The sequence below is a fragment of the Billgrantia sp. Q4P2 genome, assembly GCF_052806135.1.
Genome location: NZ_JBRBAI010000002.1, coordinates 459777 through 474226, shown reverse-complemented (window position 1 = coordinate 474226; position 14450 = coordinate 459777). Strand labels below are relative to the sequence as shown.

14 protein-coding genes and 1 pseudogene are annotated in these 14450 nt (G+C 63.0%); all 15 read left to right on the top strand.

What is annotated here, in order from left to right; all coding sequences use genetic code 11:
* The first annotated feature begins 202 nt into the window (after positions 1 to 202).
* The gene (locus ACUY1T_RS05040) at positions 203 to 733 is read left to right on the top strand and encodes a YqaE/Pmp3 family membrane protein (RefSeq protein ID WP_446020622.1); all 531 of its coding nucleotides are present in this window, start codon (positions 203 to 205) and stop codon (positions 731 to 733) included.
* 293 nt (positions 734 to 1026) lie between these two features.
* Positions 1027 to 1290 (top strand): annotated as a pseudogene (locus ACUY1T_RS05035) (FGGY family carbohydrate kinase); the annotation flags it as partial.
* Between the two features lie 105 nt (positions 1291 to 1395).
* The gene (locus ACUY1T_RS05030; RefSeq protein ID WP_446020620.1) at positions 1396 to 2484 is read left to right on the top strand and encodes an ABC transporter ATP-binding protein; all 1089 of its coding nucleotides are present in this window, start codon (positions 1396 to 1398) and stop codon (positions 2482 to 2484) included.
* Complete coding sequence (locus tag ACUY1T_RS05025) at positions 2484 to 3581, top strand: ABC transporter ATP-binding protein (protein WP_446020618.1); 1098 nt, start codon at positions 2484 to 2486, stop codon at positions 3579 to 3581. The genes ACUY1T_RS05030 and ACUY1T_RS05025 overlap by 1 nt, the downstream gene beginning before the upstream one ends.
* Positions 3581 to 4465, top strand: a complete 885-nt coding sequence (locus ACUY1T_RS05020) for a carbohydrate ABC transporter permease (RefSeq protein ID WP_446020617.1) — start codon at positions 3581 to 3583, stop codon at positions 4463 to 4465. Before ACUY1T_RS05025 ends, ACUY1T_RS05020 begins: the two co-directional genes overlap by 1 nt.
* Before the next feature lies 1 nt (position 4466).
* Positions 4467 to 5360 (top strand): carbohydrate ABC transporter permease, encoded by an 894-nt coding sequence (locus tag ACUY1T_RS05015; protein WP_446020615.1) that lies wholly within the window; start codon positions 4467 to 4469, stop codon positions 5358 to 5360.
* Between the two features lie 16 nt (positions 5361 to 5376).
* Positions 5377 to 5649, top strand: a complete 273-nt coding sequence (locus ACUY1T_RS05010; RefSeq protein WP_446020614.1) for a DUF2160 domain-containing protein — start codon at positions 5377 to 5379, stop codon at positions 5647 to 5649.
* Between the two features lie 62 nt (positions 5650 to 5711).
* A complete protein-coding gene (locus tag ACUY1T_RS05005; protein ID WP_446020613.1) occupies positions 5712 to 7451 on the top strand; it encodes an ABC transporter substrate-binding protein in 1740 nt (579 codons plus the stop codon).
* 150 nt (positions 7452 to 7601) lie between these two features.
* Positions 7602 to 9284 (top strand): glycerol-3-phosphate dehydrogenase/oxidase, encoded by a 1683-nt coding sequence (locus ACUY1T_RS05000; protein ID WP_446020611.1) that lies wholly within the window; start codon positions 7602 to 7604, stop codon positions 9282 to 9284.
* An 83-nt stretch (positions 9285 to 9367) separates the two neighbouring features.
* Positions 9368 to 10237: an EamA family transporter gene (locus tag ACUY1T_RS04995; RefSeq protein WP_446020609.1), complete on the top strand. Its 870-nt coding sequence runs from the start codon at positions 9368 to 9370 to the stop codon at positions 10235 to 10237.
* A gap of 64 nt (positions 10238 to 10301) precedes the next feature.
* On the top strand, positions 10302 to 11195 hold the full coding sequence (locus ACUY1T_RS04990; protein WP_446020607.1) for an NAD(+) kinase: 894 nt from the start codon (positions 10302 to 10304) through the stop codon (positions 11193 to 11195).
* A 16-nt stretch (positions 11196 to 11211) separates the two neighbouring features.
* Complete coding sequence (locus ACUY1T_RS04985; protein ID WP_446020761.1) at positions 11212 to 12198, top strand: metallophosphoesterase; 987 nt, start codon at positions 11212 to 11214, stop codon at positions 12196 to 12198.
* 220 nt (positions 12199 to 12418) lie between these two features.
* Positions 12419 to 13267: a rhomboid family intramembrane serine protease gene (locus tag ACUY1T_RS04980; protein ID WP_446020606.1), complete on the top strand. Its 849-nt coding sequence runs from the start codon at positions 12419 to 12421 to the stop codon at positions 13265 to 13267.
* A 13-nt stretch (positions 13268 to 13280) separates the two neighbouring features.
* Positions 13281 to 13565, top strand: a complete 285-nt coding sequence (locus tag ACUY1T_RS04975) for a YeaC family protein (protein WP_263580514.1) — start codon at positions 13281 to 13283, stop codon at positions 13563 to 13565.
* Entirely contained in the window at positions 13549 to 14412 is an 864-nt protein-coding gene (locus tag ACUY1T_RS04970; RefSeq protein ID WP_446020605.1) for a DUF2797 domain-containing protein, read from the top strand. Before ACUY1T_RS04975 ends, ACUY1T_RS04970 begins: the two co-directional genes overlap by 17 nt.
* Positions 14413 to 14450: the final 38 nt, after the last annotated feature.

Below are 14450 nucleotides of genomic sequence, written 5' to 3'. Positions count from 1 at the left end.
GACACTTTCAGCATAGCCGAGTCGACCTGGATATAAGGAAAGTCTTCAACACCTGGCCAACGCTCGGTTCCCCGACATGAATGAGGTAAAGACTGGCGACGGAACATGGCCAGGACGGATCGGCTCCAAGTCAGCAGGACTTGGTCTAGCTTGAAAGGCAGGCCCAGTGAATCTGGTGCCATGACGAGTGCAGGAGGCGGTTATGGATGCGCGCGAATACCTGGCAAGAAAAGGCCTCGATAGAAGCCGGGACGAGGAGCGCCCCAATACCCTGGAAGAGAAGGCGTGGGAGCGTGCGCGCCAGGCGGGTGGGCACCAGCCTCGCGCCGGCACTCCGTATGATTGGGAAGACTGGGAGCGCTATCACGAGGAGTTGGCCGAAGGTGCCGAAACCATCGACCAGAAGATCGACCACGAGGCGCACCGTCAGGCTCAGGAGTTCGCTCAAGCGGAGCGTGAGGCGAACGCAGCGGTACAGGAATACGTACCACCGGCCGAAGCCGATCCAGCCATCAGCGGTACGCGGGAGCCAGCATCTTCGCCGCCGGCATGGCAGGAGTCTACGGCACTGCGCCTCTCCTACAAGGCGCTGGCCGTGCTGCTGCCTCCCCTGGCCGTTGGCCTCGCCCAAGGGGGAGCTCGGCGAGTGATCGTCAGTCTGGTCCTGACGCTGCTGGGGTGGGTGCCAGGTTGCCTCTACGCTTGGTCATGGTTGCTGCGCCGGTTGGGCTGAGCAAGCCGTCTTCGGAAGCGAACAGTTTCATGGGAAACGAAAGCGTGGGGCTGGAATGTGCTTCAGTAACGCGCAAGCGCCGTATCAAGCCGTTTTTCTTCGAAACTAGACTATAGTATAAGCGATTGATCGAACGCGATCATTGCTCGCTCTTAGCCTCTGCGCTAGTCTCGCTATCGTAAATCGAACATTTGGGGTGAATTTCTGTTTGAAAACGAACATTGGTGTCGATCGGTTGTTCGCTTTCATGACCTCAATGTCTACGACCCGACAAGAATAACAGGGCGAGGCTCATGTCTTACCTACTCTCCATCGACCAAGGCACGACCAGTTCGCGCGCGCTGCTCTTCGATGGTTCGCTGCAGCCGCTGACCATCGCTAAGCAGGAGTTCACCCAGGCCGTACGAGCGCGCACCGGGCTGCTCCTCGACCGCTATTTCTCTGCCACCAAACTGGCCTGGATACTCGACAACGTTAGTGGGGCTCGTCAACGGGCCGAGCGTGGCGAGCTGGCTTTCGGCACCATCGACAGCTACCTGATCTGGCGACTGACCGGCAGCACCTGACCGGTGCCGACGCGCGCCTTACCGCTGGCCGGCTAGTTCGTAACGCTCACGCGCCGGTTCACACAACGACTCAATAACGATGACAAAGAGTTCAGCATGTCTCTGATACTTGAAAACATCGACCATGTGGTCAACGGAGCCACCCATATCGAGGGGGTCAACCTCGAGTTGGCGCCCGGCTCCTTCAATGTCCTGCTGGGGCGAACCCTGGCCGGCAAGACGACGCTGATGCGCATCATGGCCGGCCTCGAGCCGCCTACGCGCGGCAGGGTGCTGATGCATGGCGAGGACGTGACGCGCAGGTCGGTACGCAAGCGCAACGTCTCGATGGTCTACCAGCAGTTCATCAATTACCCGGGCCTCACCGTCTACGACAACATCGCTTCGCCGCTCAAGCTGGCGCGGGTGCCGAAGGAGGAGATACGCCAGCGGGTTCAGGAAACGGCCAGCATGTTGCATATCGAGCACCTGCTCGATCGCTATCCGGCGGAACTTTCCGGCGGCCAGCAGCAGCGCACCGCCATGGGCCGGGCACTGGTCAAGGATGCCGATCTGATCCTGTTCGACGAGCCGTTGGTCAATCTCGACTACAAGCTGCGCGAGGAATTCCGCGAGGAGCTGCGTGAACTGTTCAAGGCGCGCAACTGCATTGCCGTCTATGCCACCACCGAGCCCAACGAGGCACTGGCACTGGGCGGTCATACCGCGGTACTCCACGAGGGGCGCCTGCTGCAGTACGGTCCCACCGAGGACGTCTACCATCGTCCACGCGACGTGCTGGCCGCCGAGATGTTCTCGGAGCCGCCGATCAACGTGATGCCGGCAATCGTCACGGGTTCCGAAGTGACCTTCGATCGTAACGTGCATTTCCCGCTCAATCGCGATCTAGCCAGCCTGTCACCGGGCCAGTATCAGCTCGGCGTGCGTGCTTCGCACATCGGGCTCGAGCGTCAGGCGGCAGATGACCTCGAGCTGGAGGTAACGGTCGATATCGCCGAGATCAGCGGTTCGGAGACCTTTCTGCACGTACGTAACGACCTCTTCCATCTGGTGCTGCACCTGGCCGGGGTGCATGAATTCGGCGTGGACCAGCCTATCAAGGTCTACCTGCCGACCCACAAGATCTATGCCTTCGATCGGCATGGCGACGTCGTGCACATCCCGGCACGGCCAGGAGCGCACTGATGGCCCAGATCACTCTCAAATCGCTGGCGCACAGCTATTCGCCGAACCCTGCGAGCCCCGAGGACTACGCCATTCGTGAAATGGAACACGTCTGGCAGCAGGGCGGCGCCTATGCATTGCTGGGGCCGTCCGGCTGCGGCAAGTCGACGCTGCTCAACATCATCTCCGGTCTGCTCACGCCCTCGGATGGGCAAGTGCTATTCGACGATCAGGTGATGAACGAGCTGCCGCCGGAGGAGCGCAACATCGCACAGGTGTTCCAGTTCCCGGTGGTCTACGACACCATGACCGTGTTCGACAACCTGGCCTTTCCGCTGCGCAACGTAGGTACTTCCGAAGCCAAGGTACGCGAGCGCGTGGCCGAAGTGGCCGATATTCTCGATCTCACCTCGTTGCTCAGGCGCAAGGCACGCAACCTCACCGCCGACGAGAAGCAGAAGGTCTCCATGGGTCGCGGGCTGGTACGCGACGACGTCTCGGCGATTCTCTTCGACGAGCCGCTCACGGTGATCGATCCCCAGCTCAAGTGGAGGCTCAGGCGCAAGCTCAAGGAGATCCACGAGCGCTTCAATATCACCATGATTTACGTGACCCACGATCAGCTCGAGGCCTCGACCTTCGCCGACAAGATCGCCGTGATGTACGAAGGCCAGGTGGTGCAGTTCGGCACACCGCGCGAGTTGTTCGAGGCCCCGGCCCACACCTTCGTCGGCTACTTCATCGGCAGTCCTGGAATGAACTTCGTCGAGGTGGCGCGAACCGACGATGGGAGAGCGCGCGCCGGGACCGTCGACCTGACCCTGCCGCCTGCGCTGCTGAGTGCGATCCGTCAGGCTCGCTCACGCAACATCAAGTTGGGCATCCGGCCCGAGTTCGTCGAGATCCTGGCCGCTTCCACTGCAGACGCCTATCCCATCGAGATCGACAACGTTCAGGATCTCGGCACCTACCGCATCGTGTCGTTTTCGTTTGCCGGCGTGGCGTTCCGCGCCCGCCTGGAAGAGGACCAGCCAATGCCGGAGCGCCAGGCGTTCGTGCGCTTCCCCGAGGCGTGGTTGAACCTTTACATCGACGAGTTCCGCGTGGAGGTGGGGTAATGAACAAGGTCTACAACAACCGGGCGTGGTTCCTGATCCTGCCCATGTTGCTGCTGGTGGCGTTCTCCGCCATCGTGCCTCTGATGACGGTGGTCAACTACTCGGTGCAGGACGTGTTCGATGCCAATACGCGCTTCTTCACCGGCACTGAGTGGTTCGAGACCATGCTCAACGACCGGGCGCTACAGGCCGCACTGCTGCGCCAGTTCGCCTTCTCGTTCACCATCCTGGCGATCGAGGTGCCGCTGGGCATAGGCATTGCACTGCTGATGCCCAAGCGCGGCTGGCAGGCCTCGGCGGTGCTGATCCTGATCACGCTGCCGCTGCTGATTCCGTGGAACGTGGTGGGCAGCATCTGGCAGCTCTTCACCCGCGGCGACATCGGCCTGATGGGGGTGGGCATCCGTGAGCTGGGCTACGCCTACAATATTACCCGCAACCCCACCGATGCCTGGGCCACCATCATCCTCATGGACGTATGGCACTGGACGCCGCTGATTGCGTTGCTGTGCTACAGCGGCCTGCGCTCGATTCCCGATGCCTACTATCAGGCGGCGCGCATCGACCGGGCCTCGAAGTGGGCGGTGTTCCGCTACATCCAGTTGCCCAAGCTCACCAATGTACTGGTGATCGGCGTACTGCTGCGCTTCATGCACTCCTTCATGATTTACGCCGAGCCGTTCGTGCTCACCGGTGGCGGGCCGGGCAGTTCCACCACTTTCCTCAGCCAGTCGCTGACCACCATGGCCATCGGCCAACAGGATCTGGGGCCCTCGGCGGCATTCTCGCTGATCTACTTTCTCATCATCCTGCTGGTCTGCTGGGTCTTCTACACCGCGATCATGAATATGCAGAAAGACAATGCCAATCAGGGGGGAGCCTGACATGACCCGCTCCGTACCGACCACGCCCGAAAGCGTACGCCAGCAGGCTGCCGAAAGCGCCGCCAAGCGCCGCAAGCGGGCACGCTCCGCCACCATTCGCTGGCGTCGCCGCACGCTGCTCGGGCTCTATCTGGTCTTCGTAATGCTGCCGATCTACTGGCTGCTCAACCTGTCGTTCCAGACCAACAGCGAGATTCTCGGCTCCTTCTCGTTCTGGCCGCAGAACTTCACCTTGGGCAACTACGTGGGTATCTTCACCGACGCCAACTGGTACATGGGCTACGTCAACTCGCTGGCCTACGTGCTGATGAACATGCTGATCAGCATTTCGGTGGCGCTGCCCGCCGCCTATGCCTTCAGCCGCTTCAAGTTCATCGGCGACAAGCATCTTTTCTTCTGGCTGCTGACCAACCTGATGGCGCCGCCGGCAGTGTTCCTGCTGCCCTATTTCCAGCTCTACTACTCGGTGGGCCTGTTCGATACCCACATCGCCGTGGCGCTGGCTCACTGCCTGTTCAATATCCCGCTGGCGGTATGGATCCTCGAGGGTTTCATGAGCAGTGTACCCAAGGAGGTCGACGAAACCGCCTACATCGACGGCTACAGCTTCCCGCGCTTCTTCGTCACTATCTTCCTGCCGATGATCCGCTCGGGGATCGGCGTGACGCTGTTCTTCCTGTTCATGTTCTCGTGGGTCGAGCTGCTGCTCTCCCGCACCCTGACCGCCACCAAGGCCCAGCCCATCGCCTCGATCATGACGCGGACCTCGACGGCATCGGGCATCGACTGGGGCACGCTGGCCGCCGCCGGTGTATTGACCATCATTCCGGGCATCGTGGTGGTCTACTTCGTGCGCAACCACATCGCCAAGGGCTTCGCCCTGGGTCGGACCTGAAGGGGAGGGAACCACGATGGAATGGATGGTCTGGACGTTACCTACGGCAATCTTCTTCTCCGTCATTGCTGCGATCCTGCTCGGCATGACGGCCTGGGAGCTGGCGTCTCCCACGGTGGAGCGGCGTGGCTTTCTGCCGATCGCCACCACCCGCGGCGACCGGCTCTTCATCGGACTGCTCTCCGCGGCCTATATCCACCTGGCCGTGGTCGGCTTCACCGAACTCTCGATTTGGTTTGCCCTGGGGGCTTCCGTCCTCTGGTTACTGGTGCTGATGCGCTGGGGCTGAACCAAGGCACTACGGACGATAACCGAGTCATGGATGACAACCACACGCAGAACGAGGTCAACATGAAGAATAAAAGGATCCAACTGACGGCCATCGCAGGCAGCCTGCTGCTTGCGTCGACCGTGCTGCACGCCCAATCCGACGATGCCCGCGCGATCGCCGAACGGCTGGTCGACCAGCATTTCCAGAATTCCACGCTATCGCGTGAGGAGCAGATCGAGGAGCTGCTGTGGTTCGCCCAGGCCGCCGAGCAGTTCCGCGGCATGGAGATCAATACCGTTGCCGAGGGTCTTACCACCCACGTCTGGGAGCGCGACGTGCTGGCTCCGGCGTTCGAGGAACTCACCGGTATCCGGGTCACCCACAACATCATCGGTGAGGGCGATGTGGTGGACAACATGCAGACCCAGATGCAGACGGGGCGCAACATCTACGACGGCTACGTCAACGACTCGGACGCCATCGGCACGCACATTCGCTACGGCTCCACCATCAACCTGTCCCAGGCGATGGAGAACGAATGGGCCGACTATACGCTGCCGACCCTGGATCTCGACGACTTCATCGGCCTGCAGTACACCACCGGGCCGGACGGCAGCATCTACCAGTTGCCCGACCAGCAGTTCGCCAACCTCTACTGGTTCCGCTACGACTGGTTCCAGCGCGAGGACCTGCAGGAGCAGTTCCGCGAGATCTACGGCTACGACCTGGGCGTGCCGACCAACTGGACCGCCTACGAAGACATTGCCGAGTTCTTCACCGAACACGTCGGAGAGATCGACGGCCAGCGGGTCTACGGCCACATGGACTATGGCCGCCGCGACCCGTCGCTGGGCTGGCGCTTCCACGACTCCTGGCTCTCCATGGCCGGCATGGGCAGCCCCGGCGTGCCGTTCGGCAACCCGGTGGACGACTGGGGGATTCGCGTCGACGAAGAGAGCCGTCCGGTAGGCGCCAGCGTCAGCCGCGGCGGGGCGACCAACTCGCCGGCCTCGGTGTTCGCCGTGACCAAGATGGTCGAGTGGCTGGACAAGTACGCGCCGCCCGAGGCCCAGGGCATGACCTTCGGCGAGGCAGGCCCGGTACCCGCCCAGGGCAACATCGCCCAGCAGATCTTCTGGTACACCGCCTTCACCGCCGACATGACCGACCCCAGCCTGCCGGTCACCGATGACGACGGCAACCCCATGTGGCGCATGGCGCCGTCGCCCACCGGGCCGTACTGGGAGGAGGGCATGAAGGTCGGCTACCAGGACGTGGGTTCCTGGACGTTCTTCGACTCCACGCCGGAGGACAGGCGCACCGCGGCCTGGCTGTTCGCCCAGTTCGCCACCGCCAAGACGGTTTCGCTGGAGAAGCTGATGGCCGGCCTGACACCGATCCGCGAGTCCGACATCTTCTCCGACCAGATGACCGAACTGGCGCCGAAGCTGGGTGGCCTGGTCGAGTTCTACCGCAGCCCCAACGAGTCCAACTGGACGCCGTCGAGCACCAACGTACCTGACTACCCGCGCATGGCGCCGCTGTGGTGGCAGAACCTGGCCCCGGCCGTCAGCGGTGAGGTCACGCCCCAGGAGGCCCTCGACAACCTGGCCGGTGCGCTGGACAACATCATGGCGCGCCTGGCGCGGGCCAACGTGTTCGAGGCCTACCCGCCGATGCTCAACGATGAGCGCGACCCGGAGTACTGGCTGTCGCAGGAAGGCTCACCCAAGGCCAAGCTCGATGACGAGATGCCGCAGGGTACCACCGTGCCTTATGACCAGATGATGGAGGAGTGGATGGCTGCCGGTACACGCTGAGGCAAGCGTCGGGCCGTACCCGACGAGCCAAGTTGCCCGGCGCGTTGCGCCGGGCCCAGACACCATCACCGTGTTCCGGTAGCCCGTCCGGGTCATCCTTGCCCCGTTCGGCGCTCGCCGAATGGGGCTTTTGCTTCAAAAGGTCCGCACATGGAACTGCGTAGCAGTAATATCAATAAGTTGGATAACGGGGATTTCGACGTACTGATCGTGGGGGGCGGCATCAACGGCGCCTCCGCGGCGGCGGCTCTGGCCGGCAAGGGGGTACGGGTCGCGCTGATCGAGCGTGGTGATTTCGCCGGCAGCACCAGCATGCACTCGTCCAACCTGGTGTGGGGCGGTATCAAGTACATGGAGAGCCGCGACTTCGCCCTGGTACGCAAGCTCTGCATGAGCCGTAACCACTTGATCAAGAGCTATCCCGCCACGGTTCAGGAGATCCGATTCCTGACCACCATCACGCGAGGATTTCGCTATCACCCGCGCTACCTCTGGGCCGGCGCCTGGCTCTACTGGTTGATCGGCAACGGCTTTACGCGTATTCCGCGTTTTCTCTCACCGACGGCGATTCGCGACAGCGAAGCGATCATCGACACACGCAACGCCATCGGTGGCTTCGAGTACTCCGATGCCTACCTGTACGACAACGACGCTCGTTTCGTCTTCAACTTCGTGCGCGGTGCGCTCAACTACGGCGCAGTGGCAGTCAACTACGTGGAGTCGCTGGGAGCGCGCCGGGAAGGAGCGGGCTGGATTACGCGAGCCCGCGACGTCATCAGCGGGCGGGAACTGGAGGTACGCTCCAGGGTGCTGATCAATGCTGCCGGTCCCTGGGTCGATGAGCACAACAGCCTCACCGGTCAGGCCACGGATCATCGCCACCTCTACTCCAAGGGCATTCACCTGATCGTGCCGCGGCTGACCGACAGTCAGCGCGTGCTGGCATTCTTTGCCGACGATGGTCGGCTGTTCTTCGTGATTCCCATGGGGCCGCGGACCTGCATCGGTACCACCGACACCCGGGTCGAACGGCCCGAGGTGGTGGCGTCCGAAGAGGACATTCGCTTCGTGCTCGACAATATCAACAAGCGCCTCGAACTCGACAAGCCGCTGGGCAAGGAGGACATCATCTCCATCCGCTGCGGCGTGCGGCCTCTGGCGGTCAAGGCCGAAGGCAGCGGTGAACGCGACTTCCTACAGCTCTCGCGCAAGCATGCCATCGACGTCAATCAGCGCGATGCCCACCTGAGCATCTTCGGTGGCAAGCTCACCGACTGTCTCAACGTGGGCGAGGAGATCGTCGCCGCGGTCGGTAGCATGGGGCTCGAGGTGCCCTATCCGAAGCATCGCTGGTACGGCGAGCCGCCCGATCAGGTGCGCCGCGAGTTCCTGCATCAGGCGAAGCTGATGCGACTTGACGCCATGACAGCGAGCGACGCCTCCGAGCCGCTTTCGACCCGATTGTGGCGGCGCTACGGTACCCATGCGCTGGAGATGCTCGAGGAGATTCGCGAGGATCCGCTCCAGGCCGAGGTGTTGATCGAGGGCACCGAGTACCTGCGTTGTGAACTGCGCTATGCCAAGCGGCGCGAAATGATCACACGGCTGGAGGATTTCCTGCGGCGGCGCTCCAAGATCGCCCTGGTGGTGCATGAGGAGGCAATGCGTCGATCCCCGGGCTTGCGTGAGGCCTGTACGATCCTGTTCGGCGACGAAGCTGATGCCCGCCTGGAGGAGTACTTCGCCACCACGCGGCGCGAGCGTGGCGAAGCCGCTGCAGATGAGTCGCTCGCTTCGCTCGGGTCAGCCCGTTCGGTGACCCCCGGTGAATGAGTCTCGGTGGCAAGAGTCGCATTGATGCCCCGCGGGATGGCAGTATAATCCCCCGTCAACTCAAACAGTCAAAGAGGTTAACCGTGGGCTATCTCATCGGCGTCACCGCGCTCTGGGCCTTCTCGTTCTCGCTGATCGGCGTTTACCTGGCCGGGCAGGTGGACAGCTATTTCGCGGTGCTGATGCGTGTCGGCCTGGCCGCGCTGGTGTTCCTGCCCTTCCTGCGGCCGAGACTGCTGGTGGGGCGCCAGCGGCTGGCCCTGATGGGGCTGGGTGCCGTGCAGTTGGGCATCATGTATATCTTCTTCTATCAGTCGTTCCTGCTGCTGTCGGTACCTGAAGTCCTGCTCTTCACCATCTTCACACCGTTCTACGTCACGCTGCTCGACGATGCCCTGTTCGGACGCTTCACACCGTTCTACCTGCTCACCGCCGCCCTGGCGGTGCTGGGCGCGGCGGTGATCCGCTACGACGGTATCGACAGCGGCTTCTGGCTGGGTTTCCTGGTGGTACAGGGGGCGAACTTCTGCTTCGCGCTGGGCCAGGTGGGCTATCGCCGCCTCTCCGTGGCACTGCCTGCCGAGCTGCCGCGACACAGCGTCTTTGCCTGGTTCTACCTCGGTGCCCTGGTCGTGGTGCTGCCGGCCTTTGCCCTGCTCGGTAACGCCGCGGCGCTGCCCTCCACGGGGGTTCATTGGGCCGTGCTGGCCTGGCTGGGCCTGGTGGCTTCGGGCCTCGGCTATTTCTTCTGGAACCTGGGCGCCACCCGGGTCGATGCCGGGGCGTTGGCGATCATGAATAACGCCCTGATCCCCGCCGGGCTCGCGGTCAACCTGGTGATCTGGAACCGCGATGCCGACCTGGTGCGGCTGGCACTGGGCGGCGCGATCATCGTGGGTTCGCTGGTGCTCAACGAATGGTGGCTGCGCCGTCAGGCGGTCGCCGCTGTCTAAGGCGTGTTTGCCCGCCCTGACCCCAGCCTCCATAATGAGCGCCGATGATCCGAGAGGCCAGGGCATGCAAAAAGAGCACGAGGGGTTCAAGAACATCGGTCTGATCGGCCGCCTGGGTAGCACCAAGGTGGTCGAGACCCTCAAGCGCCTGCTGCGCTTTCTCGATGAGCGTGGCCTCCATGTCATCGTCGAAGACCGCACCGCCACCGTGCTGCTCGACCATGGCCACCCCGAAGCCAGCCGGCGTACCCTCGGCGAACTCTGTGACCTCGTCGTCGTGGTGGGAGGCGATGGCAGTCTGCTCGGTGCCGCCCGCACGCTGTGTCACAGCGGCACCCTGATGCTGGGCGTCAATCGCGGGCGGCTGGGCTTTCTCACCGATATCTCCCCCGACGAACTCGAGGAGCGGGTCGGCCAGGTACTGGATGGCCAGTTCGAGGTCGAGGAGCGTTTCCTGCTCGATGCCGAACTCTATCGCGACGGCACTTTGGTGGGCAGCGGGGATGCCTTGAACGAGGTGGTATTGCACCCGGGCAAGGCAGTTCGCATGATCGAATTCGAACTGTTCATCGACAAGCAGTTCGTCTGCAGTCAGCGTAGTGATGGCCTGATCATGGCCACGCCCACCGGCTCCACCGCCTACGCGCTTTCCGGGGGCGGCTCGATCATGCATCCCAAGCTGGACGTGATCGAATTGGTGCCGATGTTTCCCCATACCTTGTCCAGCCGGCCCATCGTCATCGATGCCGCAAGCGAAATCCACGTGCACATCGGCGAGACCAACCAGACCTACCCCCATATCAGCTGTGATGGTCAGACACGCGCCGTGGCCAAGCCGGACGACATATTGGTGGTGAGGCGCAAGCCCCAGCGGGTGCAACTTGTGCATCCCCTCGGTCATAACTTCTACGAAGTCCTGCGCAGCAAACTGGGCTGGAGCAATCGGCTGGGGGATTGACGTGAGGCAGGTGGCAATAGAAGGCTACGATCTGATCGGTGACGTGCATGGCTGCGGGGCAACCCTCGGCGCGCTGCTCGAGAAGCTCGGCTACCATCAGCGCGGCGGCGTCTACCGACATCCGCGGCGCCAGGCAATTTTCCTTGGCGACCTGATCGATCGCGGTCCGCGGATTCGTCTGGCCGTCAGCATCGCCCGGCGCATGGTGGAGGAGGGCGAGGCGCATATCGTCATGGGCAACCACGAGTACAACGCGCTGGCGTACAGCCATCATGCGCCGCGTCGCCTGGGGCGCGAGTGGCTGCGCGAACACTCCCCGCGACACAACCGCATCATCAAGGAGACCCTCGACCAGTACCGCGACCACCCGGCGGAGTGGGACGAGACCCTGGCCTGGTTCATGGACATCCCGCTCTACCTCGATTTCGACGACTTCCGCGTGGTACATGCCTGTTGGGACCAGGCGCTGATCGATGCGCTGGAGTGCCAGTGTCCAGGCGGCGTCATCGACGAGCCGTTCCTGCAGCAGTCCGTGGTGCCGGATACGCTCGCCTTTCGCGTGCTCGACCGGCTGACCCGCGGCGTGCACCTGCCGCTTCCGCCAGGCGTGGAGATCCACTCCGGCGATGGCTTCTCCCGGCGCAGCTTCAGGGCGCACTTCTGGGCGCGCGAACCGCGCACCTGGGGTGACGTGATCTTCCAGCCCGACAACCTGCCCGATGGCCTGGAGGAGAGCGAACTGAGCGCATCCGAACGGGCTCGCCTGTCCCATTACGGGCTCGACCAGCCGCCGCTGTTCATCGGCCACTATTGGTGCGAGGGCATTCCGGCCTTGCCGACGGCCAATATCGCCTGCCTCGACTACAGCGCCGTGAAGTTTGGGCGACTGGTGGCCTATCGCTGGAGCGGTGAGCAGCGACTGGATGCCAATCATTTCGTCTGGGTGAGGGTGCCGCAGGAGGAAACGGCCAGGCCTAGGCCCTGGGAAATCGACTTTGATTGAGAGAGGCGCGGCGCGCTACAAAGTTTTACAACTTTTTTTGTCGCGACCCTGAACTTCCTTTCGCTTCGCCCATCTGAATAGGTGTTCCCTTGAATGATCCCTTGCTCTTGTCCGGCGGCCCCCCTTCCGCCGGATTTTTTATGCCTGTCACCGGCCGGGGTTTGAGAAAAGAGTCGTCGCAGCGCAAGATGCACCTTAGAGGATAGTTCAGGAAGATTTCATGTACCGCATCATGCTGTTTCCCCACGAAATGGACACCCGCGAGCTTCGTCGAGCGCTGTGGGCCAACCGGATCGGGCACCGCTTCACCGAGGAGGCGGAGGGCCAAGTCTTGTGGCTCGCCGATCCGGAGCAGCATGACGCCCTGATGCAGTTGCTGACGCGTTGGCAGCGTGGCGAGCGCATCATGCCGGAGCGGCGTCGCCGCCCGGCAAGTGGCACTTCCCTGGCCGCTGCCCTGCGCCAGGCGCCGGTCACGGCCGCGGCCTTGGGTATCTCGTTGCTGGTCTTTGCCTTGATGTACGTGCTCGGCGATATCGTGGTGGCCATGCTGACCATCGTGCCGGTTGCCGTCGTCGGAGGTAGCCTGGCCTTCGGCAACCTGGCCGATGCGTTGGCCTCGGGGCAGGTATGGCGACTGCTGTCGCCGGCCTTTATTCACTTTGGCTGGATGCACCTGATCTTCAACATGATGTGGTTGTGGTATTTCGGTCGCCAGGTCGAGACGCTGCAGGGCAGTGGGCGCATGCTGGCGATCCTGCTGGTGGCCGGCATTGGCGCCAACCTGGCCCAGTACGCCACCGGCACCGTGTTGTTCGGTGGCATGTCGGGCGTCGATTTTGCCTTGCTCGGCTACGTCTGGCTGATGTCGCGCCGCGCGCCGCACAGCGGTTTCTTCGTGCCGCAGATGCTGGTGGTGTTCATGCTTGGCTGGATGGTCTTTACCATGACCGACATGGCTGGTGCGGTAGGGTTCGGCAACGTGGCCAATGAGGCGCACCTGGGCGGGCTGGTCGTGGGGCTGCTGTTTGGGTGGTATTATTCCACCCGTGCCCGCCGCCGTTACTGAGAGATTTCCTGCAATGAGCGATATGACCTTCGAGCGCATGATCCAGCAAATGACGCCGGCCATCTACGACAGCCTCAAGCAGGCGGTGGCGCTGCGCAAGTGGCCCGACGGGCGCATGCTGACCGGGGAGCAGACCGAACTCTGCCTCGAGGCGGTGATCCGCTACGAACACGAGAACAACGTGCCCGAGGAGCAGCGCGTCGGTTACTTGCAGCAGCGCACCTGCGGTAGCGCCAGCAGCGGTGCCGATGTGCCGCCCGAGCTGGCGGGGTTGGCCCGGGATGCCTCGCGTGATTGACAGCGGGCTGATCGAGGTCGCGCCCACCGTGCAAGGCTGCCTGAGCAAGATGGCCATCGCCCCCGGCGAGCAGGGCGCTGCGGTACGCTATACGCTACGTGCCGGTGAGCACCGGCTCGATCTCAATGCGCGCCTCGGCCAGCCCCTGCAGCTGACCTGGACCGGCGCGATAGCCTGCACCCATTGTGGCCGGGCGACGAAGAAGAGCTTCGCCCAGGGCTATTGCTACCCCTGCTTCAAGAAGCTGGCCCAGTGCGATACCTGTATCGTCAAGCCCGAGACGTGTCACTTCGATGCCGGCACCTGCCGCGAACCCGAGTGGGCGGAAAAGCACTGCTTCCAGCCCCACGTGATCTACCTGGCCAACTCCTCCGGCATCAAGGTGGGCATTACAAGGAGTACTCAGGTACCGACGCGCTGGCTCGACCAAGGGGCGATTCAGGCGCTGCCGATTCTGGCGGTGGAGACGCGCCAGCAGTCCGGCCTGGTCGAGGTACTGTTCAAGGAACAAGTGGCCGACCGCACCAACTGGCGCGCCATGCTCAAGGGCGAGGTCGAGCCGCTCGACCTGGTGGCGGAGCGTGTCCGGCTGCTGGCCCGGCTCGAGGGCGGGCTCGTCCAGCTGCGCGAGCGTTTCGGTGCCGATACCATTCGCGTGCTGGACGAGGCGCCGGTCAGCTTCGACTATCCGGTGCTGGAGTTCCCGCGCAAGATCGTTTCGCACAACTTCGACAAGAAGCCCGAGGTGGCCGGCACCCTGCTGGGCCTCAAGGGGCAGTACCTGATCCTCGACACGGGCGTGATCAACCTGCGCAAGTTCACCGGCTATGAAGTCGCCGTGAGCTGAGCTGAGCTGAACTGAGCGTAGCCGAGAGGCTGCGCTAT